Source organism: Streptomyces sp. MJM8645, assembly GCF_001625365.1.
Lineage (GTDB): Bacteria > Actinomycetota > Actinomycetes > Streptomycetales > Streptomycetaceae > Kitasatospora.
Genome location: NZ_LJJF01000002.1, coordinates 458,865 through 485,145, shown reverse-complemented (window position 1 = coordinate 485,145; position 26,281 = coordinate 458,865). Strand labels below are relative to the sequence as shown.

General features: G+C 70.7%; 15 protein-coding genes. 6 read left to right on the top strand and 9 right to left on the bottom strand.

Annotation, left to right across the window (positions count from 1 at the left end; all coding sequences use genetic code 11):
- Positions 1–105: 105 nt before the first annotated feature.
- The 3 genes from A6F73_RS32840 to A6F73_RS32830 form a co-directional block, all read right to left on the bottom strand.
- Entirely contained in the window at positions 106–4,425 is a 4,320-nt protein-coding gene (locus A6F73_RS32840; protein WP_063352012.1) for a trypsin-like peptidase domain-containing protein, read from the bottom strand.
- The gene (locus A6F73_RS41880) at positions 4,425–4,796 is read right to left on the bottom strand and encodes a CU044_2847 family protein (protein WP_063352011.1); all 372 of its coding nucleotides are present in this window, start codon (positions 4,794–4,796) and stop codon (positions 4,425–4,427) included. Before A6F73_RS41880 ends, A6F73_RS32840 begins: the two co-directional genes overlap by 1 nt.
- Before the next feature lie 262 nt (positions 4,797–5,058).
- Complete coding sequence (locus A6F73_RS32830; RefSeq protein ID WP_063352010.1) at positions 5,059–5,553, bottom strand: hypothetical protein; 495 nt, start codon at positions 5,551–5,553, stop codon at positions 5,059–5,061.
- A gap of 469 nt (positions 5,554–6,022) precedes the next feature.
- Between A6F73_RS32830 and A6F73_RS32825 the strand changes: the two genes are divergently transcribed.
- Genes A6F73_RS32825 through A6F73_RS32815 form a run of 3 tightly spaced genes read left to right on the top strand, consistent with a single transcriptional unit; the run spans position 6,023 to position 9,408 of the window.
- On the top strand, positions 6,023–7,228 hold the full coding sequence (locus A6F73_RS32825) for a phosphatidylserine decarboxylase (protein ID WP_063352009.1): 1,206 nt from the start codon (positions 6,023–6,025) through the stop codon (positions 7,226–7,228).
- Between the two features lie 27 nt (positions 7,229–7,255).
- A complete protein-coding gene (locus A6F73_RS32820) occupies positions 7,256–8,668 on the top strand; it encodes a hypothetical protein (protein ID WP_063352008.1) in 1,413 nt (470 codons plus the stop codon).
- On the top strand, positions 8,665–9,408 hold the full coding sequence (locus A6F73_RS32815; protein ID WP_063352007.1) for a pyridoxamine 5'-phosphate oxidase family protein: 744 nt from the start codon (positions 8,665–8,667) through the stop codon (positions 9,406–9,408). Before A6F73_RS32820 ends, A6F73_RS32815 begins: the two co-directional genes overlap by 4 nt.
- Positions 9,409–10,042: 634 nt before the next feature.
- Here the strand turns inward: A6F73_RS32815 and A6F73_RS32805 are convergent.
- On the bottom strand, positions 10,043–10,561 hold the full coding sequence (locus tag A6F73_RS32805) for a tyrosine-type recombinase/integrase (protein ID WP_063352005.1): 519 nt from the start codon (positions 10,559–10,561) through the stop codon (positions 10,043–10,045).
- A gap of 447 nt (positions 10,562–11,008) precedes the next feature.
- On the opposite strand from A6F73_RS32805, the gene A6F73_RS32800 reads away from it, so the two are divergent.
- Positions 11,009–11,218, top strand: coding sequence for a DUF6243 family protein (locus tag A6F73_RS32800; RefSeq protein ID WP_063352004.1), 210 nt, complete (start codon positions 11,009–11,011; stop codon positions 11,216–11,218).
- A 200-nt stretch (positions 11,219–11,418) separates the two neighbouring features.
- Here the strand turns inward: A6F73_RS32800 and A6F73_RS32795 are convergent, their stop codons facing one another.
- The 3 genes from A6F73_RS32795 to A6F73_RS32785 form a co-directional block, all read right to left on the bottom strand.
- Positions 11,419–12,816 (bottom strand): restriction endonuclease, encoded by a 1,398-nt coding sequence (locus A6F73_RS32795; RefSeq protein WP_159398657.1) that lies wholly within the window; start codon positions 12,814–12,816, stop codon positions 11,419–11,421.
- 192 nt (positions 12,817–13,008) lie between these two features.
- Positions 13,009–13,581, bottom strand: coding sequence for an SMI1/KNR4 family protein (locus A6F73_RS32790; protein ID WP_159398656.1), 573 nt, complete (start codon positions 13,579–13,581; stop codon positions 13,009–13,011).
- Positions 13,575–13,826 carry a hypothetical protein gene (locus tag A6F73_RS32785; protein ID WP_208869232.1) on the bottom strand — a complete coding sequence of 84 codons (252 nt, stop codon included), beginning with the start codon at positions 13,824–13,826 and terminating at the stop codon, positions 13,575–13,577. Before A6F73_RS32785 ends, A6F73_RS32790 begins: the two co-directional genes overlap by 7 nt.
- Before the next feature lie 312 nt (positions 13,827–14,138).
- On the opposite strand from A6F73_RS32785, the gene A6F73_RS32780 reads away from it, so the two are divergent.
- Complete coding sequence (locus A6F73_RS32780; protein ID WP_063352000.1) at positions 14,139–15,293, top strand: ATP-binding protein; 1,155 nt, start codon at positions 14,139–14,141, stop codon at positions 15,291–15,293.
- 350 nt (positions 15,294–15,643) lie between these two features.
- Positions 15,644–23,263: a LamG-like jellyroll fold domain-containing protein gene (locus A6F73_RS32775; protein WP_063351999.1), complete on the top strand. Its 7,620-nt coding sequence runs from the start codon at positions 15,644–15,646 to the stop codon at positions 23,261–23,263.
- A gap of 154 nt (positions 23,264–23,417) precedes the next feature.
- Here A6F73_RS32775 and A6F73_RS32770 read toward each other — a convergent pair whose 3' ends face one another.
- Together A6F73_RS32770 and A6F73_RS32765 are read right to left on the bottom strand one after the other, a co-directional pair.
- A complete protein-coding gene (locus A6F73_RS32770) occupies positions 23,418–24,953 on the bottom strand; it encodes an MFS transporter (RefSeq protein ID WP_079136471.1) in 1,536 nt (511 codons plus the stop codon).
- A complete protein-coding gene (locus A6F73_RS32765) occupies positions 24,950–26,245 on the bottom strand; it encodes a hypothetical protein (RefSeq protein ID WP_063351998.1) in 1,296 nt (431 codons plus the stop codon). The genes A6F73_RS32770 and A6F73_RS32765 overlap by 4 nt, the downstream gene beginning before the upstream one ends.
- Positions 26,246–26,281: the final 36 nt, after the last annotated feature.

The window sequence follows — 26,281 nt, the reverse complement described above, 5'->3', positions numbered from 1 at the left end:
TCGGGAGGGCGACAAGCGCGAGATCACGTCCAGCCGTTGAGGGTGGAAGCCCGGATCTGCGCGTTCACTGCGCAGCCGGCGTCGACTCCGGCGTCGTCCGCAGCTTCAGGGCTTGGTGGGAGGGCAGAGGGGACCGTCGGGTACGCGGACCGGCAGGGTGCGTCGTTCATCGGTGGTGAAGGAGCGGTAGTTGATGATGCGGCACAGGCTCCGCTGCCAAGCGTCGGGGTCGAGGACGATCCGGTGGACGTAGTCGTTCTCGGTGCGGATGAGGAAGGTCTTTCCGTCGTTGGTGGCGTCCAGGAACGTGAGCGGCTCCTGCAGACTGTTGTCGGTCACGTTGCGGAAGTCGTAGGAGTCCACGGAAGGTTGGCCGCCGACCTGGTAGATCCGGATGGAGTTGTTGGCCGCGATCATGAAATGGCCTTGGGTGTCGACGAATCGGGTGATGGCCGCGTTCTGGCCCGGTGTGCTGGTGGTGGGGAGGGGGCCGATCTCCCTTTGCAGGGGGTCGAGCCGCCACAGTTCGATGACGCTGTTGCGGCGGAGAACGGCCAGGTAGCGGCCGCTCTCGTCGAACCGGGCCGCGATCAGGTCGGTGATGCCCGGGTTCAGCGACGTGACGGTGTGGCCGGTGCCGATGTCGACGACACGGATCACGGGGTCGTCGTGGACGACCACGGTCAGCTTTCCCTCCTGCCAGTACGGGCCGACGTACATCTGTGGCGTGCCGGGCTTGTCGGCCCGGGGATGGAACGCCGCCGCGTCGTACTGTGCCAACCGGACGCCGGTTCTGGCCTCCCACTGCTGGATCTGGGTGCCGGAGACCGTCACCAGGCGGTCGGCCCCGTCGAAGAAGTAGCTGAAGTCCTCGGCTGCCGAGTCGACCGGGGGTGGTGGCGCCACTGTGATGCGGGCGACCGCTCGTAGCGTGGAGGCATCACGGACGGAGACGGTGTTCGGGCCGTCCCGGAGCGCGATGAGCGTGTCGTCCCGGTTGGACAGGAGGCGGTCGCCTTTGCCCTTCCAGGCGGGCTGTGGCAGGGCTGTTCTGGTCAGGAGCCTTCCGAGGTCGAGCCCGGGCTCGCGGAGTTCGAGGTCGGTGCCGCCCGTCAGGCGGATGGTGATCTTTCTGCCGTCCCGACTGAGGTGGACGGTGTCGGCCGCGGCCGCGTCCTCCTCGCCCGCGGGGATCTCGGTGTAGGAGATGGAGCTCCGTCCCTGACCGGCGAGATACTCCTTCCCGCCGGTGGAGAGGAGAACGGATGCGTGCTCGTACAGGCGGCCCGGTTCGTCCACCAACGCGACGGCTTTTCCTCGGTCGAGGTCCAGGAGCGTCAGTTTGGTGGCTTCGTTGATCACGATCCGGTGGCCGTCGGCGTTCGCCGCGATCAGTTCGGTCGCCGGGGCGATCGTCTCCGTGGTTTCGTACGGTTTCCCCACCACGGATCCGTCGGACACCCGGATCAGTCGTACGGTGCTCTTCGTGCCACTGCCCTGTCCGGATTCGTGGGTCTGGACGACGGCGACGGTGGTCCGGTCCCCGGAGGGCAGGATCCCTTGGTGATCAGCAGGCACCACCACGGTCCGCGCGGCGCCGCCGGCCATGTCCACGGAGGCCAGTCCGGTACTGCCGTTGCTGGTCCTCACGAGCAGGGAATGCCCGTCGGAGCCGAACCACAGCCCGCTTCCCATGTTCTGAGGTGCGGGAACGCGGCCGGCGATCGTCCCCGCGTCCAGATCCCACCAGACCAGGCTGTCGCGGGTCGGAACCGCGATGTAGCGCCCGTCGGGTGACATCGCGGTCGCGTCGGCAGGAGCCGAGGAGATCTGCAGAACCCCGTCCACCCGGGGGAGTTGGTGCACCTGGCCGATGGGCGCGGTGCTCTCCTTGTCGACGTCGAACCAGCCTCCCGTCCCGTCGTCGGCCACGAATCCGGCTCGGCGTCCGTCCGGGGAGACCATCAGGTAGAAGGCGTACTGGGCCGGGACCGGCCGGCTGTGGACGGTGCCGTCCCGGCCGCGGACGAACAGGACGACGTGGGCCATGGCGTCACGGGAGAGGACGACGTCACCGTCTCGGCTGGTGCTGAACGTCCCGCCGGTTCCGGACATGCCCGAGAACAGGGAGTCCGCGCCGGCCCGGAGGAGGTACTGCCGCATCAACTGGTTCCGGGCCTCCGGCGTGGGCTTCGTCCGGTACGCGGCGAGGGCCATCATCACGGCCCGTACCGGGTCGTAGGCCATGTCGTCCTGGGAGGCCTGGACGAGGGCGCGGGAGTCGGAGTCGGCCTGGCGCTCCGCGGCGTCGCGGCGGGCCGTGGCGAACAGTACGCCCAGGGCGAGGGAGACGGTGATCACTGCGACGAGGACGGTCCGGAAGGTGCGGCGCCGGCGGCCGCGGGCCCGGTGGTGCCTCCTCGCGAGTTCGAGGTAGCTGCGTTCGGCTTCGGACAGCTCGGCACCGCGCTCGCGCTGCCAGGTGCGGGCGGTGTCGAGGGTGGGCCCGGTGGGGAGCAGGTCGGCGGGTTGACCGGCGTGGTCCCAGCGCCGGCGGTCGTGCCGGACGGATTCCCGCCACTCCAGGAACGCACGGTCCTCGCCGACCCAGTCGCGCAGCCGGGACCAGGCGGTGATCAGGGCCTCGTGGGCCAGTTCAACGGTCTCGACGCCCTCGGCACTGTGATCGATGACCAGGAGCCGGGTGCCGGCCAGACGTTGGGCGATGTGCCATTCGTCCTCGGCGAGCTCCTGGCGGGGAACCGTCCGGCGGGTGGCACCGGGTGCGCCGAGGGGGACGCGGACGAGGCGGGTGAAGAGCCGGCGGGCGGCCGGCTCCTCCCCGGCGGAGACATGTCTGTCCCAGGCCTGCTCGGCGTACTCCCCGAGGGCTCCGCTGACGTGACCGATCTCCTCGTACGCACGGTGGCTGAGAACCCCGGCCGCCTGACGCTTCCACAGCAGGTCGAGGGTGAAGCCGAGGAGCGGCAGGGCACCCGCCTCACCGCCCGCATCGGTCAGGATGCGGTCCACCAGGTGGGCCTCGTAGCGAACCGACGGAATCGCCGCCACCGGTGCGGTGACGACCTCCCGGAGCTGGTCACCGGTCATCGGCCCCAGAGCGTAGACCTGCCGGCTGCAGGCCCGGCCAAGACTCGGATGGGCCAGCGCGGCCTCCAAGTAGTCGGCCCGGAGGGTGGTGAGCACGTGCACGGTCCCAGGGAGCGACGGGCCGAACAGCACGGCCGCCAACTCATCGACAGCCGCCGGGTCGGCGCCGGTGAGCATCTCCTCGAACTGGTCGACCACGACGATCAGTTGATCGGTGCCGAGGCGGGCCAGCAGGAGAGCCGCGAGATCTCCGAGCCCCTGGGCGCGCAGCAGGCCGACCAGCGCCGGAAGGCGTTCGAGGCGTCCGAGTTCGGTCAGATCCGGTTCCAGCAGCGGAGACAGCGCGGCGGCGAGCGCGGACAGCGGGGTGGTGCCGGCGTTGGGCCGGATCACCACGGCGGTCATGCCCTGGGCGTGCAGGCGGGGTATGACGCCGGCCATCGCGAGGGAGGACTTGCCCGAACCGGAGGGGCCGACGAGGGTGGTCCACCGTTCCCGGGCGACCAGGGCGGTGACTTCGGCCGTCTCCGCCCGACGGCCGTGGAAGACCGGGGCGTCGGATTCCTGAAGCGGGCGCAGACTCCGGAACGGTGACGGCGGCAGCGCCAGTTCGCGAAGCTCCGGCCATACGGAGGCGAGGCCCTCGGCAGGGATGAGGTAACCGGATGGAGGGTCGCCGGTCTCCGCGACCGCCATCATGCCGACGACACCGTCGAGTTGTTCGTCCCACACCGGGCCGCCGCTGAACCCGGGGGAGACCCGGTAGCCGTTGGCGGCCAGGTCGGCCTGGATCCACCCGTTGGCCTGCCGGGCCCTCAGGACACCGGAGTGCCAGACACCGCCCGGGCGGCCGCTCGGCAGGCCGTACGCCCGCACGGTGTGTCCCCAGACGTCGGAGGACTCCACGATGCGGATCGGCCGGGCGCCCGGAAGTGGAGCGGACAGGTGCAGCACGGCCACGTCCCCGGCGCCGTGCGGGTGGGCGGGCGCCCACCGTTCGACAGTCGTGGGAACGCGCGTACCGCCTGTGCCGCCTGTACCGCCTGTGCCGTCGGCTGCGGCGAGCGGGTCGGTGAGCAGCGGGTTGGCGAGCAGCGGGAGGTCGACGTCGACGCGGGCGTCGGCATCCGGCTCGGTTTCCGGAGGGAGGCCGAGCGCGGCGGACACCACGTGCGCACACGTCAGTATCCGATCGGCGGTCACCAGGAAGCCGAGGCCGACCGGGACGCCTCGACGGTCATGGATGCGGACGACGGCGGAGGCCAGCGCATCGGGCCCGGCCCCGTCGACGGCGTCGGCGCGGGACGTGGACACTAGGCCGGGTCCGAAGCCGCCGGAGGCGCCGATGCCTCGGTGGCCTGTCGGTTCCAGGTGAGCGAGACCTTGAAGTTGGCCTCTGCGGCGGTGCTGGAGATCACCACGTCGGCCTCGGCCGACAAGGACAGGCCGAACTCGATGCTGATCTCGTCCGGGGCGTGCGCCAGGCCCCGGAACCCCTCGATGAAGTCCTGTGCGACCGGACGCACCCCGGCCAGCATGTCCCCGAGCGAGCGGGTCGCCCGAGCCACCACCTGTCCGGGCCGGGCGACCTGCACCAGCCCTTCCCCGACCTGCTCGATCTCCACCCGGACCACGTCCTCGCCCTCGCTCACCGAGCCGATGGGCAGTTCCACGAAGTACGCCATGATCCCCCCGGATCTGGTCAAAGCCCCCGAACAGAGCACCACTTGTGAGGTGCCGCCTGCTCACCGTAAAGGCCTGCCGGCCTCCGCGTCCCGGAATCATGACTGCCGGTCAGCTCGGGCCTCCCGCCGTTGGCGGTCCGCGCGGTGGTCCCGCTGGTGAAGGGCGACGGCGGCTGAGCCGGTCCTGATCGCGACGGGAATCCGTGAACGGGCCCGGAACGGTTCCATCGCCGTTCCGGGCCCGCTCGTTGGCGCGTAGGTGCTACATGTTCCACATGGCCGTCGTGGGGCGAGGCGTGGGGGGAACGGACGTGGGCGGGGCCCAGACGCCGTTCTCGAAGAAGTCCTTGATGGTGGCGTACCAGGGCTTGTAGACGATCTTCTGATCCGCCGGCCAGGCGTCGTTGTAGTACTCGTTCGTGTAGCGGTCGCCCGGGTCGCACATCACGGTGGCGACGCTTCCGAGTTGGTGGCCGTCGTTCATGCCGAGCAGGATCCGGATCGCGCTGAACACGCCGGTTCCGGTCGAGGGCCCGGCGTGGATGCCCCACTCCGTCCGGTCGGAGAGGTAGCGCATGGTGGCGACCGACGCCGCGTCGGCGACGCGGATCATGCGGTTGACCGTGGTGGGTACGAACGAGGCTTCGACCCTGGGTCGGCCGATGCCCTCGATGTGCGAGCCCTGGTCGGTCACCGTGGGGTCCTGCCAGTACCAGCCGTCGAAGTACGCGGAGTGCTCCGGGTCGGGCACGCACACCCGGAGCTTCTTGGCGGTGTACCGGGCGTACCGGTACCGGGCGGCCCTTCGCCAGCCGACCGCTGGCCAGGGTGGGGGTGAGCAACGCCGCCGCGAGCCGGTGCTTGTGGCTGCGGGCGATCTTTGATCGGGGATGCTGAGGAAGGTGCACAGGAAGTCGGCCCGGCCGACTTCGTGTGCACCTGGGGCACGCCTTTCGGATCACGGCGGGTGGTCGCCACCGGGGCGGTCGCAGGTGCCCGAGACCGCCCGGCGCGTCCACCACCGGTATCGGCCTCTCGCGCCGAAGTGCCCCTGCGGATCTGCCACTTCAGGACCCTCCGCAGCCGGGAGCGATGCGGGGTGTACCGCCGGGCGGAGGTGGTTTTTAGACGAACGGAGTAGCCGCAGGTGCGGTTCTTCAGGGAGCGGGACGTACTGGTGAGAGGGCAGCGCCCAGGGGGTCCCGTCGAACGGAAGGACACAGGACATGGAGTCGCAGAACATCAAGGAGTTCAAGAAGAAGGTCGAGGCGCTCTACGACGACGAGAAAAGCGATTTCAGGCGCAAGTTCGATGCGGCGATCAGGGGTTTGACGCCGCCCACGGTGTACCCGGACTCGGACGTCTACAAGGACTGGCGAGGGGCGACCGGAAAGACCCTGGCAGAATTCTTCGTCGAATGGTACGACTGGGGTTGGAAGCAGCCCATCTCCGACGGGCTGAAATACATCCGCAAATTCAGCTGGATCAGCTACGAGAACGCCGCGGGACTCGCATTCGTGACCAGCGAATCAGGGCGCGATGTGCTGGCGGACTTCACGCAGCTGCAGGGCCGGCAGATGGACTCCGAGGATTCCGAGAAACTGGTTCAGCAGTGGATCGACGAACTCGGCGAGAAGCGGATGGAGGACTTCAAGAAGGGGGACTGGTCGACCCTCAACAAGTTCTTCATCAGGGAACTGAAGCCCGGCAAGCGGCCGATCGACCACCCCGACGACCCCAGCGTCGTGACCGCCCCGACCGACTGCGTCATCAACATGATCGTCGACAATCTGGCGCCCGACACGCCGCTCCCGATCAAGGCGGCCGTGACCATGAGTGTCAGCAGGCTGCTCGACGGCTCCGAGTACGCCGAGAAGTTCATCGGCGGCACGGCCGTGTCGTGCATCCTCATGCCTGACACCTACCACCGCTACCACGCCCCGGTCGGCGGCGAGGTGGTCGAAGCCCGCGACGACGTCGGCGGCGTCTACTACGGGATTCGGGACTTCCCCGACCTGCTCAACAAGGGGAACGTCGGCTACGGGTACGACTACAGCCTGTTCGAGGACTTCCGCCGCGGATACGCCATCATCAAGACGCCCTACGTGGACCACCTCGGGGAACCGGACGGCGAAGGCTATGTCGCCCTGGTGCCCGTCGGCCTCAACTCGATCGGCTCCGTGAGGTTCCTCGATCCGTTCCGCAACATCACGGCGGAGTCGGACCCGGTCGACGTGAAGAAGGGCGACGAGATCGGCTACTTCCAGTACGGCGGTTCACTGAACATCCTGCTGTTCGAGGAGAAGCGGTTCCCCGCGCTCCAGCTCCTCATGGGCCAGCGGATCGGGGTCCTCCAAGAGGTCGCGCACACCGAGCGCCACTTCGAGCGCTACGTCCGCCCGCTGCCCGGGCGCGTCACGCCGACGTCCTGACCTCCCTCCCGAAACGGAAAGTGAACCATGCTTCGTCAGCCCGTTTACTCGATCCCGGCGAACGCCTTCGACACCCAGACGATCCACTTCTATCCCGACCCCGAGAAGAAGGAGGACGAAGGAGTCCCGAAGACGGTCCGCTCCTACGCCGGGTACGCGGACGTCGACGGCCCCGGCAACGAAAGCAGCCGCTTGTTCTACTGGTTCTTCGAGAGCCAGACCTGCGATCCCCACGTCGACGCCGACAAGCAGAAGGACCTGATCGAGAAGGCCCCTCTGCTGATCTGGCTCAACGGCGGTCCCGGCGCCTCGTCGCTCCTGGGGCTGTTCCTGGAGAACGGGCCGCTGCGCATCGGTGACGACGCTGTCGGGACCATTTCGATCAGTCCCGACTCCTGGAACCAGGAAGCCCACGTCATCTACTGGGACCAGCCGGTCGGCGCGGGATACAGCTACTGCAAGAAGTCGGGAACGTACGTCAAGGACGAGGACGAACTCAGCGAGATGTTCCACCGGGCGCTGGTTCAGTTCCTCGAAACGTACCCGGAGTACCAGCAGTGCCCCCTCTACGTGTGCGGTGAGAGCTACGCGGGCAAGTACGTGCCGTACATCGCCCAGAAGATCCAGCAGAAGAACCTCGCGAAGACCGGAACGCACGTCAATCTGAAGGGGATCTCCGTAGGCAACGGCTGGATCACCCCGGAACTCTCGATCCGCGTCATGATCGACTACGCCTACGCGTCCGGATTCCTCGGCAAGGGCCAGAAAGACATCCTGGAATCCTCGTACAAGCACTTCCAGGAGGCCATCAGCAGCGGCAGGATGAAGGAGGCCACTGACCTCGGAAACGGCCTGGTCGATGCGGTCCTGGCCTACGGAGGCGACTTCGACGTCTACGACGTACGGCGCTGGGAGGACCTGTCCGCAGGTGCACTGCGCTCCTACCTCAACAACGCCGCCGTCAAGGAGGCCCTGCACGTCGACCACGAGTGGAAGTCCGAGGACAACTCCGGTCCGGTGGCCATCGCGCTGAAGGCCGACAACATGGCGGACGCCTCGCCGCTGTACACCGAACTCATCCACGCGAAGGAGAACTACAAGGTCCTGCTCTACACCGGGGACTTCGACACCGCCTGCGGGTACCAGAGCACCGAGGAGATCCTCGACGAGATCATGAAGGACGGCTGGCAGAAGGCCCCGCGGCTGATCTGGAAGCAGGCGCAGGGCCACCCGAAGGGCTTCGTCCGCACCCTGAACAACGTCACCCAGGTCGCGGTGCCCGACTCCGGGCACGAAGTGCCGGCCTACCAGCCGCAGATCTGCCGGGAGATGCTCTACAACTGGCTGTTCGACCGCCCCTTCCACGGCCAGGACCCCGAGAGCGCAGCCCAGGCCATCCTGGCCAAGGCCCAGGAGGACGCCGAGAAGGAGACCGGATGAGCGGTCACCTCAAGCGGACGAAGGAGACGGCCGACCTGGCGGCGGCCACAGCCGTCCTCAAGCAGGCCTACGTCTGCACCCTCGCCCACGTCGACCCCGAAACGGGCGGGCCGAGGTGCGTGCCCATGGTCTACGCCTACCACGAGGAGGGGGACGAGCGGCGCCTCTACCTGCACGGCTCCGTCTACTGGCCGCCGCAGACCGGGCTGGCGCCCTCACTTCGGCAGCTGTGGAACGACGCCGGGGTCCACGTCTGCCTGGCCGTCACCGTGCTCGACGGCCTGCTCGTCGGACGGGCGGCGATCAGCACCTCCCTCAACTACCGCTCCGTGGTGGTGGACGGCATCGCCCGGACGGTCGATCCGGCGGACCGGGCGAAGGCGTTCGAGGCGCTCAGCGATCAGGTCATCCCGGGCCGGTGGCCCGAGCTGCGCCCGATCAAGGACGGCAAGGGCGGCAAGGTCAGCGAACTGGACTCGGACAAGCAGCACACCCCCACCGTCGGGGTCCTCTCCATCAGCCTGACGGAGAACACGACGGTGGTGCGCCTCAAGCGGCACAACGCCGCCGAGCCGGAGCACGAGACCCAGGAGGACTGGGACTGGGACCACGGCAATGCCTGGGGCGGTGTGCTCCCGATGCGCCAGGTCTACGGGCCGGCGATCCCCGACTCCCATGTCAAGGACAAGGAGGCCGCCCCGCCGGACTCCGTCCAGCGGCTCATCGGCAGGACCACCTAGAGGTCGGCGGGCCCGGTCCTGGGCGACCGGGGGGCGGTGATCCCCGACCAGGCGGACACGGTGCACTGACCCCGTCGGCACGGCCGATCGGTCCCCTCTCCGGCTGTCCGGGAGGGGACCGATCCCCGAAGGTCGGTCCAGCTCGGTGCACCGGGACCAGAGGTTTCGCGGCGGGCCCATGGCGATGCTCTCCTTGCCGTCCTCCAGATGCCCGGCGAGGCGGTGACTGTAGGAGGGCACGCCGTCGACGGTGAGGGTGAGGTCGTACCAGCCGTGGGCGGCGTCGGTGTCGTGCTGGAGAGTGAGTGTCCTGCCCACGTCCACGGTGTGGGTTTCCCCGCGGGTGGGGTCGAGTCGGTCGTCGATGTCGGCGGTCACGGGGGTGTCTGCGTGGTTGGTCAGGATGATGCCGAGGGTGTGCGTGGACTCGGCGATGGCCGTGGTGACGACGAGGGCGGCACCCGGCCCGTGGCGCGGTCCGGAGAACTCACGGCGGAAGCCGTTGGGCCCGGACCTTGAGGAAGACGAGCTCCCTGCCGCTGACACGAGGCTTGGGCGTCTCTGACCGGCGCTCCGGCCAGAGACGCCCCGCGCTCGGTTCCAAGCCGTAGTGCCGAAGTCGTTCGACGCGTGGCTACGCCGCCCGCTGGAAGACTTCGCCAGGCCCGGGGGCCGGGCTCCGCCCGACGGCGGCCCGGTCGAGAGCTTGGGCCAACGCGAGCACGGCCTGGTCGGCGGAGTCCTTGAGGAGGTGGCCGTAGAGGTTGATCGTGGTCGCCAGGGTGGCGTGGCGCAGGGTCTTGGAGATGACGGCGATGGGGATGCCCTCGGCGATCATGATGCTGGCCGCGGTGTGGCGCAGGTCGTGCAGGCCGATCCGGGGCAAGCCGAGTTCGGCGGTGCGTTTGCGGAGCTGGTCGAGGACCCACTGGGGCCGCAGGGGCGATCCATCCGAGTTGGCGAAGACCAGGCCCTCCAGCCGGCCCGCTGGATGGGCGGCCATCTGGATCGCGGCCTGGCGGTGGAGGGCGGTCATGACTCTGGGGGAGAGGCTGATCCAGGCGCGGCTGGCCTCGGTCTTCGGCTGGTTGAAGTGGAGGTCTCCGTTGTCCACGGCGGACAGGGTCCAGCGGACGAACAGCTTGCGGCCCATGAGGGAAATCGGCAGGTGAATCGCCGCTGCCCGAGCCAAGGGTTGTCCCGCAACGGCGGGACGCAAGTGAGATGACCTCTCATGCCATCAGTGTGCTCGCGACCACTGGCAACGCCCCCGTGGCCCAGCAACGCCCATCTGTGACACGGCGGGCGGCGACGACCGGCGGGTGCTGGCGGGTGTGCTGGCGGTGTGGGGATTCCGAAGGAACCGGCCGGCCCCGGGCGCTCGCCGAAGGCCCGGCCGACGCGGGGGCGGCGAAAAGGTTGGTGTGCAGGGCCGACGGAACCAGGTAACGTCTTTGCCATGTTCTTCCAGACCCCGATTTACGAGTGAGCGCGTGATGGGCCCCTGCTGACGTCCTTCGACGTCGCCGCCCGTCCCCCACCGATGAATCCGTAGATCACTTCACTTCACTTCACTTCACCACCGGGAGAACCCACGACCGTGAGCAAGAACATCAACAACCCCGTGGGCATGGGCGGCGGCCAGCGCAAGAGGCAGTCCCGCGCCGAACGGCAGAACAACGGTCCGCACCGCAACCTCGACCGCCAGGGTGCAGCCGACCAGAAGGCGGAGCTGGTGCGCAAGATGCGCGAGAAGGCAGGAACGGCTGAGGGCGCCGGGCAGGCGGGCGGTGACACCGTACAGGGCTGACGCACCGCCGCCGCAGCGCGGCACCGCACGGGGCAGGGCTCGGACCGCGACGCGCGGTCCGAGCCCTGCTGCCGTACCGGGCGCGGCCGGTCCCGCTCAGCTCTCGGCCGACCACCCGCGTCTCAGCTCAGCTGACCACCCGGGGCAGCCGCAGGATCGGCAGCCCCGTCAGTGCCACCACCCCGAGCTGCACCAGCAGCTCAGCACGTCCCCGTGCCCAGCCCGGGCAACACCGCAGCCGGCGGCGGCACAGGAAGTGGACGCGGCCGCAGGACAACACTGGTGGACACCTCGGTGGGACAACCGCGAAACCCGCTGGCCAGAACGACTCCGGCGGACAGGCCGATGGCCTGGATGGCGAAGACGCTGGAGCCCGTGGGGTCGTTCAGGATGGCGACCGCGTCCACGCCGTCGTTGCGGGATCCCTGGGTGCGCCAGGTCTCGTAGCCCATGGCTTCGAAGAGTTCGCGCACCAGCCGCTCGAAGTCGTAGGGGTTCATCTGGAGCAGGTCCGGCCGACTGTCCAGTGTGGCGACCACGGCGGTGTCGGTGATGATGCGGTAGCGCGACAGGTCCGCCTCGACAATGGGTGTGACCGGTTCCAGATCGTGGGGGTGCTTGGAGACGGTGGCGCCGAGCCGGTGGAGGCATTGCTGCGGGTCCAGTCTCGGCTCGTCCAGGACCAGTTCGGCAAAGTCCTCGCGCTGGGCGACGACGCTGACGACGCACGCCCGGACGGCCTGGCCGGTTGCCGGATCCGTCGCGTTGACGCGGCCGTTGAGGATGACGCTGTCCACGAACGCGGCCGGCGTGGCGGAGAGCGCCTCGTCAAGCGCGCGGAGGGCCAGGCGGGCCACGAGCCGGGCGTAGGCCTCGTGGACCTCGGCCTGCTTGAGCGGCTGGGGGACGACCTCGGCCCGCTGCGCCACGTAGCGGTAGGAGGCCACCGTGGGAACGATCTCGTGGCTCGGGAGCTCGACCTCGACCAGGAGTTGCTGCGCCTCGGGGACGTAGACCGCGTGGGCCGCCGTTCGGCAGCCCTCGGGGACCGGAGCGTGCCTCAAGAGGTCTTCCACGACGCTGGCGACGCCTTGCGGGCCGTCGTGGGCGAAGGCCTGTTCCACGTGCGGATGCCACAGGTCGAGACCCTCGGGACGCTGAAGCAGGACCGCTTCCAACTCCTCGCGGCGCAAGCGGCATTGGAGTGTTCCCTCGTCGGCCTGGGCTTTGAGGCGGGCCGTCTCCGCTTGCCGGGCCTGTCGTTGGGCTTCCTTCTCGGCCTGGGCCTCCTCGCGTTTCTTCGCCTCCTCCGCTCGACGGCGTGCGGCCTGGCGCTTGGCCAACTCGGCCTCCACCCGAGCGGCTTCCCTCGCACGGGTGGCTTCCTCGCGCTTGAGGTGCTTCTCCCCGGCGGCCAGGAGCCGGGCGTGTTCGACCGCAGGGTCGACCGTCCGCTTCCGGGGGCGAGGTGGAGCCGGCGCGGAGGGCTTGGCGGGTGCCTGCTGCTGCGTCCCTCGCCGGGCCTCCGCGGCTTTCGCCTGCTGCTTCAGGCGGTACGCCTCCGCGAGGATCTCCGCCACCGTCTTGCGGCGTGCCACAATCCACCCCTGGTCCATTGCCGCGCACACCGGCACGGCGGCCCTCTACAGCCTCTGCGTTACCCGAGCAGCACTACCCGGTGGAGACGGCTGGGAATCCGTAGCCTCGGGCCGGGGCAGGAGAACCGGGTCAAGCGGCCTGGTGCACAACGCGCCGCTGTCAGTCGGGAGCCCAGGCCGTTGAGCGCGGGCTCACCCGCGGGCTTCGTAGCGTGCGCCGGGCCTCGGCCAGCTGGAGTCCATGAAGTCGGGGCGGTCGATCCGGTGGAAGCAGCGCACCAGGAACTCGGTGAACGTTCCGGCGGTCTCGAACCACTCGACCTCGTCGCTGCTGATGATGATCCGCCACTCGGCGGGCTCGTCCTCGACCGCGCGGAAGAAGTACCGGCTGCCGTGCTCGTCGCTTCCCCACAGCAGCAGAACGCCCGATTGGACGTCGGACTCGTCCACCTCCCAGCAGTCCTCGGCGATCTCGCCGTACCAGGCCGGACGCTCAGGTGGGGGTCCCCAGTGGCGCTCCAGTTCGGCCGGTGTGGTGTCCATCGGCCGGTCGATCGTCAGGTAGCCGTCCACCGAGCCGGGGCCGTACAGGTCGAGGAACGCCTTGAAGTCGGCCGGCAGTCGGAAACCGAGGTGCCGCTCGCTGGCGTCCCAGATCGCGGGCCTGGCCCGGCCCCAGCACGAGGGTTCCCCGAGCATCGCGCGTAGCTGCTCCAGCGCGGTTCGGCTCTCCGAGCGGGGGTGGAGGGTTGCTGCTGTCAGCATTGCCGCAGGAACACGGCGTGTGCGCAGGGCTCGCACGCGAAGGCGTAGGCCTCGCCGCGGCCGCCGAAGTTCATCGTTGTGGCGTGGTCCCGTCCTTCCTTGAGCTGGACGACGAGCATCGGTCCGTCGTAGGTGGCGCACTGCGGCCAGGTGGTCCCGGCCGGGGCCAGCGGCGCGCCGCCGGTGCGGGTGGGCGGCGCGTCGGGCACCGTGGTGCCCGCGTACGTCATCAGGGTCGTTGTCACAGGTGGCGACTGTACGACAGGCCGCTGACACCATCTCGGCGTCCCGTCCGACAGCGGCAGACGCTGTACGCCCGGGGCGACGTGAAAATTCTTGAAACTCGTGGCCCCGCAGCCGCCCGGAACGGTGCCTCAGACGCCCCTCAGGGGGCCGTGACCGGATCGCGGCGGCAGTGCGAACCCGTCCCGGCCGGGCGCTCGCGGTTGCCCCTCAGGGGCCCGTCCGTGGCCTCGCCAAACTGGCTCTGACCTGGTGTTTTCTTGGAAATCTCCTAGGCTGGGGGAGCTTTGTCGGGCACCTTCGGAGGGGACATCATGAGCGAGGAATCAAAGGCGTACGACGGCAGCAAGATCGTGGTTCTTGAGGGCCTGGAGGCCGTTCGGAAGCGGCCTGGGATGTACATCGGATCGGTCGGTGAACGCGGCCTGCACGACCTGGTGTTCGAGGCCGCCGAGTGGGCGCTGGACGAGATCCTCGGCGGTACCGCCAGCCGTGTGGAGATCACCCTCACCGCCGATGGTGGCGTCCGCGTCGCCGACGACGGCATGGGCGTCCCGGTCGAGCACGCCGGTCACAGTGACGGCCCTGCGCTGGAGACCCGGTTGACCGTGCTCTGCTGGGGGGCGCAGCCTGCCAACCGGCGCTCGCTGCTCGGCGGCTACTTCGGCGTGGGACTGGCCGTCGTCAACGCGCTGTCGGACCGTCTGACGGCCGAGGTGCGGCGCGACGGCGCCCGCTGGGTGCTGGAGTACGAGCGAGGTGTGGCTGTCGCGACGCCCGCCCACGCTGGACCGGCCGACGGCAGCGGGACCGCGATCACCTTCCGGCCCGATGCCGAGATCTTCGAGACGCTGGAGTTCTCGTTCGACGCGCTGGCCGAGCGCTTCAGGGAACTGGCCTTCCTGAACCGGGACTTGGACGTCACTCTGACCGATGACCGCGACCCCGCGGCGCCCCGGGCCGTCCGCTTCCGGTTCCCGGGCGGACCGAGGGACCGCATTGCTGAGCAGGGCGCCGCCCCCCTCCACCCGGACGTGATCGGCTTCGAGCGCGAGTACTCCGAAATGGAGGGAAGTGTCGAGGTGGCTTTCCGTTGGTGCGACTCGCGCGAGGAGCGGGTCGCAAGCTACGCCAACAGCCGGCCGACCACCTACGGCGGCACGCACGAGCTCGGCTTCCGCGACGGCCTGGCGGCCGCGCTCAACGCCCACGCCCGCGAGCAGCAGTTGCTCACCCCGTCCGACCCCGACCTCACCTCCGCCCAGCTCGGCGCGGGCCTGACGGCGGTCGTGTCGGTGAAGCTCGATCGCCCCGAGTTCGAGGGGGCCACCCGCGAACGACTGGGCAGCGAGCCCGTCCGCGCCTGCGTCGCCGAGGCCGTTCGAGAGCACCTGGCCGCCTGGCTCCGCGTCAACCCGGCGCAGGCGACCGCCGTCCTCGCCCGGATCTCGATGACCACCCGCCGCTGACAGCACACCGAAGACACCGAAGCCCAGGTCGGGATTGGTCCCCGGCCTGGGCTTTTCGGTGGGCGCAGACGATCCCGGCGACCCCGCCAGCCACAGGGCGCGGCCGATCTCAAACACCTTCGAGGGTGCGGTCGCGGATGTGCTCGCGATCCATCCCGGACAGCGCGGCCAGGGCGGTGAACACGACGGCGTGCGCGTCGTGCGTGTCCGGGGCGGATGGCGTGATCGGCCATGTTCCGTGGCCCGAAAGTATCTTGATGATCAGTCACGTCCGGTGAAAGCGTGGGCACGTTCTGTGTTGATCGCGTGGCCGTCGGTAGCCCTTCGGCCACCCGGCATGAGGTGGCAGCTTGACGGAGACGCAGCACCTGGCGAAGGTCTACAGCGACCGCGCCTACGTGCACACCACGACCGTGCGGCACCAAGGCAGTACGGTCGCGTTCGCGATGGACGACCAACGGCGGATCGTCTACAGCGTCCTGGACCTGTCGCAGCACGACGAGGCGAAGGGCGAGGCGGACGCGGCGTACTGGTCGGAGGACCCGCTGGCGTTGCGTTTCCCGATGGAGGTGGCGAGGGTCGGCTACGCGGTGGCGGGCGCGGTGCGGATGCCCGTCGTCAAGCGCGGGGGCCGGGTCGAGGCGGACGCGGCGGAGCGGCTGGAGGACCAGGAGCTGGACCGGTTCCTGTCCAGCACCGCCCGGCTCGGCGCCGCCGCCCCCTTCCAGGTCCTGTCCGACGGTACCCACGTGTACGTGCTGCGCCAGTCGGTGCGCGCCGACCACCCGGACGCGGTGTTCCGGCTCGCCGACGGCACCGGCTCCTCGGGCGACCCGGCCCGCACCGACTACCTGGCCAAGGGCGGCGAGGGCAAGGTCGCGGCGGTCGACGCCACCCTGCTGTGCGACCGGTTCGTGCTGGCCGGCGGCGAGTTGAAGCCGGTGCTGGAGGTCCGTTACCGGCGCAGCCGGCACAAGGGCCGCCCGGACTCCGCCAAGGACAGCCTCGGCACGCAGGACATGGAGGGCCGGCCGTTCGTCGAGCCGACCCAGGAGCTGTCCTTCGTCCGCAACCTCTCCGAGGGCCGGTTCACCGCCCTGCTGGTGCCCACCGCCGTGCACGGCCGGGAGCGCTGGCAGCTCTTCGCGCACAACGACGCCACGGGCCGGATCGACGGCTTCAGCGTCGAGCGCGGCCGGGACGGCCTGTTCAGCACCCAGGGCACCCAGGCCTGGACCAGCCCCGACCCGCGCCACCGGGACGCCGTCTACGAGAGCGCGCCCGGCACCTGCCCGTTCACCGGCCGTCCGCTGGTCCCCGCGGCGGGCGGGGGCGGCCGGGCGGGGACGGCCCTGCGCTTCGACGGCGTCGACGACGTGGCCGAGCTGCCGAGCAGCGCCCTCGACCTGGCCGACTCCGACTTCACGGTGGAGTTCTGGGCCCGGCGCACCGCCACCGGCGGCCGCGAGGACTTCCTGATCGGCCACGGCGCCTCCAAGGGCGTCCGGCTGCGCACCCTGCACATCGGCTTCCGCCCGGACGACACCTTCACCTTCGCCTTCTTCCACGACGACCTGGACATCCCGCAGCGCACCACGGACACCGACTGGCACCACTGGGCCTGCGTCTTCGCCCGGGACACCCGCGAGCAGATCGTCTACCGCGACGGCGTCGAAGTCGGCCGCCGCACCACGGACATGCCGTACGCCGGCCTCGGCGGACTCACCCTGGGGCGCGGTGCCCGCTCGTTCGGGCGTGGCGAGCTGGATGAGGTGCGGATCTGGCTCCGCCCTCGCAGCGGTGCGGAGATCGCCGCCGACCGCGGCCGCCGTCTGATCGGCAACGAGCCCGGGCTGGCCGTCTACTACCGCTTCGACGAGGGCTCCGGCACCACGCTGCACGACCAGACCGACCACGGCCGGCACGCCGCGTTGAGCGGCGGCCCCGCCTGGGTCACCTCCGAGGCCCCCGTCGGCGAGGACTCCGGGGTGAGCCGCAGCAGCTTCGCCTTCGCCGGGCGCCGGGTGGTCTCCGGCCTGTCGGCGCTGCTGCACCACCAGCAGGAGGCCGCGCCCGCCGGCTACGACCAGACGTCCAAGCCGGTCAAGCGCCAGGCCAGGGTGCTGCTGGCCTGCACCACCGGCGGGCCCGACCCGGTGACCGGCCAGGCCACCGACGAGGCCTACGTCGCCACTCTGGACCTCGGCGTGGGCCGGGACGGCCGGCTGGCGCAGGTCCCGGAGGAACTGGCCCTGCCGGTGCTGGCCGCGCCGGAGTCCAGCGGGAACGTGGACGCGGCCGGGGAGGTGGACGCCCAGGTGGCCCGGCTGTCCCGGGACATCGCCGCCACCGAGGCCGAGATCACCCGCCTCCAGCTGGAGACCGCCGAGACCCCGGACGTCGAGCGCCAACGCGCCGAGGCGCGCGCCGCATTGGAGAACGACGTCACGTTCTGGCGCTACCGGCTGCGGTTCAAGCTGCAGAAGGACGGCAAGGACCAGTACCTCGCCGTGCAGGGCGACCGCAAGGACAGCGTCACCCCGGTGGTGCGCACGGCCGACAAGCAAGCCGCGTCCACGATCTGGACCTTCGAGCCGACCGGCACCACGCTCAACGGCATCACCTGCTACTTCGTCAAGAACGCCAACTCCGGACTCGACATGAACGTCGACGGCCGTGAGACCGGCAACGACGTCCCCCTGATCCAGTACCGCCGGGAGGCCGACAACGCCGCCACCCACTTCGCGCTCGACAGCTGGAACGGCAACGGCCTGGTGGCCCGGCACAGCGGCAAGCTGGTCGCGGCCCGGGACAGCAAGGGCGACCGCATCGTCCAGTACGACTACTCGACGGTGAACGCCTCCGGCGAGGGCGTCCTGGTCCTGGAGCGGATCGACAACTCGCTGAAGTCGAGTCCCGCCACCGACCGGCTGAACCAGCAGATCTCCGAACTCACCCAGCGCCTGGAGCTCCTCGCCATCAAGCAGGACCGGCTCACCCAGCTGCGCCGCGACCTGACCGCCCAGCAGGCCGGCCTCGCCGCCAAGCAGGAGGAACTGGGCCGACTCACCGGCGGCGTGCGCGGCTCCGACGACATCGCCCTGCCGGTGCCGCAGCTCGCCGTCGACCGCACCGGGCTGAGCGGCTCCGGCGCGCTGCTGGGCTTCGCCCGCGCCGCTGACCGCCCGTTCCTGCTGGACAGTGCCACCGGCAACGTCGTGCTCTACTTCCGGGGCTCCAACGGCCAGTTCTTCGCCGCGTACTACGACAGCCAGGTGCTGCGCTCCTCCCGGCAGTTGGCCGCCGGCGGGCGGACGGTCTCCTTCACGGCCCGGGACGCCAACACCGACCTCACCGGGACGGCGATCACCGTCGAGGCCGGGGACGGCCCGACGCAGGTCACCCTCACCGTCCGGCACGACGGCCAGACCGAGAAGTGGTCGCACCTGCCCCGCCGGGCCGAGGACTTCGCCGCCGTGGTGAACGGCGCGGCCGAGCAGCCCGTGACGATCGCCACCGTGCTGCGGATCGACGGCGACGTCGTGCAGTTCACCGAAGGCACCCTCGCCCCGCTGTCCGGCCCCGGCTTCGTGACCGTCGGCGGCCACGGCTTCCGCTTCGAGGGCAGCCACCCCGCCGGATCGAAGTCCCTGCGCCTGGGCGCGGGCGCGGACCAGACCCTGCTGAAGCCCGGGATGAGCGTGCAGCGGGTGCGCTACGACCACCGCTGGTCCGAGTCCTCGCAGCCCGGCAGCGCTCTCGCGGAGGGCTCCCGGCTGATCACCGTCGATCCCGGGGGCCTGGCCGAACTGCCGCTGGGCAGCGCGGACGGCCTGGTGCGCGGCCACGGCGGGCGCTGGCGGGCCGACATGCCGGGCCGGGCCTACGCCTTCGACGGCAAGGGCCGCTTCCTGGCCCTGCCCGCCGGGCAGCTGCCCCGGGCGGCGACCCCGGGTGACCTCACCCTGGAGGCCTGGGTCAACCCGGAGCGGGTCGAGGGGCCGGTGCGGCTGCTGCACGCCAACGCCGGGGACACCCCGTACGGTCTCGGCCTGCTTGGCACCCAGGCAGCCTCCGGGCTGGTCTTCGACGGCACGGACGACGCCGCCGTGGTGCCCGGCGCCTTCGGCTTCGGCGACGGCGACTTCACGGTGGAGTTCTGGGCCCAGCGAACCAAGATCGACAGTCAGCCGCACATGGTGCTCGGGCACAGCGGTGCCGAGGGGCGTGCCAACGAGAGCCTGCACATCGGCTTCCGCAAGAACGGCTTCTTCACGTTCGCCTTCTACGGCGACGACCTGGACACCACCCAGCGGTTCTCCGACACCAAGTGGCACCACTGGGCCTGCGTCCTCCAGCGGGAGACCCGCCAGCAGGTGATCTACCTGGACGGCCAGGAGATCGCCCGGCGCACCGCCAACGCCCCCTACCGCGGGCAGGGCCGGCTCTCGCTGGGCACCGTGCTGTGCTGGCCCGGCGAGTTCGCCGCCGTCCGGCTGGACGAGGTCCGGCTCTGGTCCAAGGCGCGTGGCGGCGACGAGCTGCGGGCCGACCAGGGCCGGCGGCTGAGCGGCAACGAGGCGGGGCTGCTCGGCTACTGGACATACACGGCGCCCGCTCCCGGCACCCCGGCCGTCCTGACCGACCGCTCCGGGAACAACCGGCACGCCGAACTGCGCGGCATGCCGACGCCCGTCCCGGCCCGCGCGCCGATCGCCGACGCCGGCTGCCGGGCCGTCGCGGCCGTCGGCGACCGCCGGGTGGTCAGCCGGGAGACCTTCCCGCTGCGCGAGTGGAGCCACCTCGCCCTGGCCTACCAGCAGTCCTGGGCGGTCGAGTTGACCGGTGACGCCCATCTGGAGGTGCCGGACGACGACGCGCTGGACATCGCCGACGACCTGACCCTGGAGGTGTTCGCCCGCGTCGACCGCCTCGGCGAGACCCAGGGCCTGCTCTCCAAGGGCCGCACCGCCGACGGCATCGGCGGCAGCGTGCCCTACCGCCTGGCCGTCCTCCCGGACGGGCGGCTGGAGTTCGCCTTCGAGGAGCCCGACGGCCGGGCCGTGCGCTTCACCTCCACCGAGGGCGTGCGGGCCGGGCAGTTCCACCGCATCGCCGTGGTCCGCAAGGGCGGCCGCTCGATGCAGGAGCAGAAGGGCACCCGGCAGATCACCGCCACCGGCGCCGACGGCAAGCCCGTCACCCAGAGCGTCGAGCTGGTCGAGTCGCTCGCCGTGCGCGAGTGGCAGGACATCCGCTTCCACCTGGACGGCCGCGAGATCGGCGCCGGCCGCTACGAGGGCCCCGGGCCGCGCGGCAACGACGCGCCGCTGGAGCTCGGCCGGGCGCGCGAGGGCGCCACCGTCCAGCAGCTGACCGGGGTGCTCGCCGAAGTCCGGATCTGGGGCGCCGCCCGGGACGCCGCCCGGCTCGGCACCGCCGTCACCGCCCGCGACCGCGGCCTGGTCGCGCAGTGGCGCTTCGAGGAGAACACGGGCAGCACCACGGCCGACGCCACCGGCTCGCACCCGGCACGGCTGCGCGGCGCCCGCTGGGTCCGCAACCCCGACCCGCGCGGCAGCGTCTTCCGGCTGTACCGCAACGGCGTCGCCGTGGCCTGCGACCCGGCCGGCACCCCGGACCTGCCCGACACCGCGGGCCTGCCCGACACCGCGGGCCTGCCCGACACCCCGGGCCTGCCCGACACCGCCGCCTTCGCCGAGAACGGCGACGCGCAGCTCACCCTGGGCGCGGTACTCAAGCGCGGCAAGCCCATCCAGGCGTTCGAGGGCGTGCTGGAGGAAGTGCGGATCTGGCGCACCGCCCGCACCCACGAGCAGCTGCTGGACAACCTGTTCACCCGGCTCAAGGGCGAGAAGGAGGAGCTGGTCGCCTACTGGCCGTTCGATCGGGACTCCACCGAGGCCCGCACCGCCCAGGTCCGCGACGAGGGCCTGCGCGGCAACCACCTGGAGTTCGGCCCGGAAGCCAGCCGCCCGCGCACGGTGCTGTCCAGCGCACCGGTCTCCAACGACGCCGCCCAGGTCCGATCGGCCCTGGCCGGCCTGCGCACCCCGTTCCACCAGAGCATCTCGGCCGCCCCGGCGGTCGCCGAGTACGCCGACATGCAGTACGGCTCGCGCGGCGAGGCGTTCGGCGTCCTCAAGCGCGCCTACAGCTACCTCCAGGACGGCCGCTGGCACCTGATCACCGGCTACAAGGTCGGCGAGCTGGTCAGCGAGTGGGTCAGCCAGATCCAGTTCGACCCGCAGCTGATCGGCTACGTCGAGGGCGCCCCGCCGATCCCCTCGGAGAACCTCACCGCCGGCCTGACCGACCCGGGCAGCGACACCTTCGAGGGCGCCTCCACGGTCAAACTCACCGAGGCCGAACAGGTCGTCCGCTCGCTGTCCTCCGCCAAGGAGCGCAGCGTGGACGCCGCCTTCGGCTTCGCGCTCTCCAACGAGGTGGACGTCGACGTCTGGATGATCACCGCCCCGCTCGGCTTCGGCATCGCCAAGTCCATCGCCAAGGGCGGGGTCTCGGCGAGCGTGCGGGGCAACCTGGAGTTCTCCAACAGCTGGGCCGAGGACACCTCCGTCTCCCAGGGCGAGAACACCGCCCGGACCACCAAGGTCTCGCTCACCGGCCACTGGGAGGACCCGGGCCGGGTGCTCAACCCCACCGCCGGGCGGCGGTACGTCCCGGCCAACACCGGCTTCGCCGTCGTCCAGTCGCAGACCGCCGACGTCTTCGCGCTGCGCCTGGCGCACAGCGGCGCGCTGGTCGCCTACCGCATCCAGCCCAACCCGGACATCCCCAAGGACTGGAACGTCGTCCCCTTCCCGATCAACCCGCGCTACACCAAGCAGGGCACCCTGGACGGCACCGTCGGATTCGACGCCCGCGGCAAGGTCGCCGACCCCGACTACCAGGGAGCCCGCGACCGGGGCGAGTACAGCTACTTCAAGCCCCGCGAGGCGTACGCGCTCAAGCGCCGCATCCAGCGCGACCAGCAGCGCCTGCACAGCTACTACGACAGCGTCTCCACCGAGACCCACGCCCCCGACCCGCTCGCCCAGCGGGCCGGCCGGGTGCTCGGCGGCGCGATCGGCGCGGACGCCTCGCCGGCCCGCGGCCGGGACGCCACCGACAGCGCGACCGGGCAGGGCTTCTCCCGCCGCGACCTGGTCAACACCTACGTGTGGACGGCCGCCGGGGGCTTCTTCGCCGAGACCACCGAGACCACCGACGTGGTCAGCGAGACCACGGCCGGCTCGTACTCGCTCTCCGGCTCGGTGGGCACCTCGATCGGCACCTCCTTCCAGATCGCCGGCATCGGCATCGGCGCCCAGCTCGACGCCTCCGTCGGCGGCGGGATGATCACCACCCGGGCCCGCGGCAAGGAGGCCACCCGCTCCTTCGGCCTGGAGGTCGAGGTCGCGCCCAGCAGTAACCTCCAGAGCTACGACGGCGACCGCAACCCGGTCTTCGACCGCGACGGACAGCCCGTCAAGGTGCCCGGCAAGGTCGACGCCTACCGCTTCCTCAGCTTCTACCTCGGGGAGGACAGCGAGCACTTCGACAGCTTCTTCCACAAGGTCGTCGACCCCCTCTGGCTGGAGAACGGGCACGACCCCAACGCGGCGGCGCTGCGCCAGGCCCGCCAGTCGGACCGCAAGCCGCCGTGCTGGCGGGTCCTGCACCGGGTCACCTTCGTCAGCCGGGTCCTGCCCGACATCCCGCCGGCCGACGCGCCCCCGCTGGAGAAGGCGATGCGGCAACTGGACGTGGAGAGCAACTACGAACTCGTCCGCCGCCTCGACCCGTACGTGAAGGGCGCGGCCACCGGCCTGCCCGAACTGGCCGAGGCCACCCGCACCACGCTGGCCCGGGAACTGCCGGAGCTGCTCCCGCACGCCGACGACGTGATCGGCTTCCTCGCCCAGTACTACGGCGTGGAGGCCTGAGCCCCGGGCCCTGGGACCTGCACAAGACCTGCCCGCTGATCGCCGCCCCGGGGACGCGCCCGTCCCCGGGGCCTGGCCCGTCCCCGGGGCTGGGACTTGATGGTTGTTCAGCCTCATGGGTGAGGCGGCCGGTCGGTCTGGTCGACGACGCCTGTCAGGTGCGTTCGTTCGGCTGTCTCCTGCTCGGTGTGCTGCTCGTCCCCGGATCCGGCGGGGCCGGGGACGTCGAGGCGTCTGCGGATGCGCCGGATGCGCAGGGTGTTGCGGACCGCGTCGACGTCCTCGTCGGGGTGGCCAGGAGGATCGTGGCCAGGGTGAGGGCGGCGGCCAGCCAGGTGGTGGAGTGGAAGGCGTCGGTGAAGGCCTGGGCGGTTTCCGGGGAGGCGCCCGCGTCCAGCGGGGACGATGACGTGCCCGGGGGGAGGAGTAGCCGGTAGGCCACCGTGGTGACCGTGCCGAAGACGGCGATGCCCAGGCCGGCGCCGGCCTCGTAGGCGACGGACTCGATGCCCGCCGCCGCGCCCGCCTGGGAGGACGGCGCGGTGGTCATGATCAGGTTCGAGGCGACCATCTGGACCAGGCCGTGGCCGAACCCGATCAGGGCCAGTCCGAGCGGGACCACCGTGCCGGAGGCGGCCAGGACGTATCCGGTCGCCGCGAGCAGCAGGCCGGCGGGCACGCCCGCGCGCGGTTGTCCCAGGCGGGAGAGGAGCAGTCCGCCCACCGGCCCCGCCACCGTCGCGGCCAACGGCATCGGGATCAGGTACAGCGCGGCGGCCTCTGCCGACAGGCCCTTGGCGATCTGCAGGTACTGCACCAGTTGGAGTTCGAAGCCGACCATCACCAGCACCGGCAGCACCGAGGCCACCACTCCGGCGCGCAGTCCGGGCAGCCGGAACAGGGATAGATCCAGCATCGGGTGCGGCATCCGCTGCTGCCGTCGCACGAACAGCACCAGCGCGGTCAGGCCCGCCGCTGCCGGCAGCACCACCTCCGGGATGCCGACGCCGTCGTGGGTGAAGGCGATGATGGCGTAGGCGCAGCCCAGGAACCCCACCATCGAGAGCAGGGGCGAGGTGGCCTCCCACGGTTGCCGTTCGGACTCGACCTCGTTGCGCAGCAGCAGTGCCACGGCGGGCACGGCCAGTGCCACGATCGGCAGGTTGACCAGGAAGATCGAGCCCCACCAGAAGTGCTGGAGCAGGAAGCCGCCGGCCACCGGTCCCAGCGCCGAGGCGCCGGCGGCGACCGCGCTCCACGCTCCGATGGCCACCGCGTGGTCTCGGCCGTCGCCGAAGGTCTGCCGGATCAGCGCCAGCGTGGCCGGGATGATCATCGACGCGCCGATCGCCAGCAGTGCCCGGGCGCCGATCAGGGCCGGCGGACCGGGTGCCACCGCGCACAGCGCCGAGGCCGCGCTGAAGACGCCCAGTCCGGCCAGCAGCAGCCGCTTGTGCCCGATCCGGTCGCCCAACGGCCCACTGACCAGCACCAGTCCGACCATCAGGAGCGAGTACACGTCGACCGCCCACAGCAGTTCGGTCGGGGAGGCCTGCAGTTCGTGGGCGAGGGTCGGGACGGTGATGGTGAGGATGGTGACGTCCACGGCGGCGGGCAGGAAGCACAGCAGCACCACGGTCAGCACCAGCCAGCGCCGGGCCGTCCCGACCACGGGCAGCGTACTGCTCACCGGCCGAGGTCCAGAGCCGTCCTGGCTCGGTCGATCAGGTCGTGCAGTTCGGCGAGGCTGGGGGCGTAGAACATGCAGCTCAGTCTGCCAGTTTGAAGGTCCGTCAGCTCGGTCGGGACCACGCCCCGGTCGGCGTGTCGGGGCGAGGCCACGAGCGGTCCGAGCAGGCGCAGCACTTCCGGCAGGTACAGCCCGGTCGGCAGGCCGTAGAAGTCGTAGTTGCCGACCGCGTGGGTGTCGAGGTAGCCGGGGCCGATGAGGTGCTCGCCGAATTCGTGCACGTGACTCGACCCGGTACGGCGGGCGTTGAGGTCGTGCAGGTAGACGACGCCGTCGCGGGCGATCGCGTCGATGCCGAATCGCCCGCGGTAGCCGCGCCGTTGCATCTCCTCGGCCAGCCGGAGTCCGCCCTCGGTCAGCGGGCGGTACCACCATGCGCGGCGCAGTTCGCGCGCGGTGACGTTGCCGCGCAGGTGCGTGGCGCCCTCGAACAGCATGTCGGTCGTGTAGCAGAGGTGGGGCGGGGCGTCCGCCGGCACCATGTACTCCACGGACGGGAAGGTGATGTCGCCGTGGAGGAACTCCTCGACGACCACCGGGTCCTCGTCGTAGAACGTGCTTCCGGCCAGGCGTTCGGCGATGTCGTCGTCGCCGGGCCGGAAGATCAGCAGGCCGAGGCTCGCCTCGCCGCGATCCGCCTTGACGATGCACGGCGTGCCGGTCGCGAGCATGTCCCGGACGGCGGCCGGCACGTCCTGCTTCCCGGCGCAGTGCGTGCCGGGCGGGATGCGGCAGGGTCCGTCGGCCATGCCGAGGTCGGTGGCCAGGTCGCGCAGGCCGGTCTTGGTGTCCAGCAGGTCGCGCAGGGGCTGCTGCGGCGGGCTCTCCGGCAGCTCGGTCACCACGTCGTACCGGGTGCGCAGGGCCTCGGTGAACCGCCACAGGTCGGCGGTGGTGGTGTGCGGGATCAGCCGGAGTCTGCGGCCCGGACCGGCGTGGGCGGCCACGGCGGCCATCAGCTCGGGATCGGCGAGCATGTCGGCGAACAGCGAACCGGTGCGGCCCGCCGGGCTGAGGTTCACCACACCGTCGATCTCCAGGAACTTCCGCTGCCAGTCCAGGTCTCCGATCGGCTCGTAGGTGATGAGCATCTTGTCCAGCGGCCCCCAGAACAGCGCCTGGTCCTGCTGGGCGTAGCACTCCGACAGCAGTTCGTCGACGTCGTCGGCGCGGACGGCGAAGTCGCGCAGGGTGTCGACGGCGTTGCTCACGCAGAGGGTGGGCACGGTCATCATGGACCTCCGTGGATACCCCCGGCTTCAGCCGGG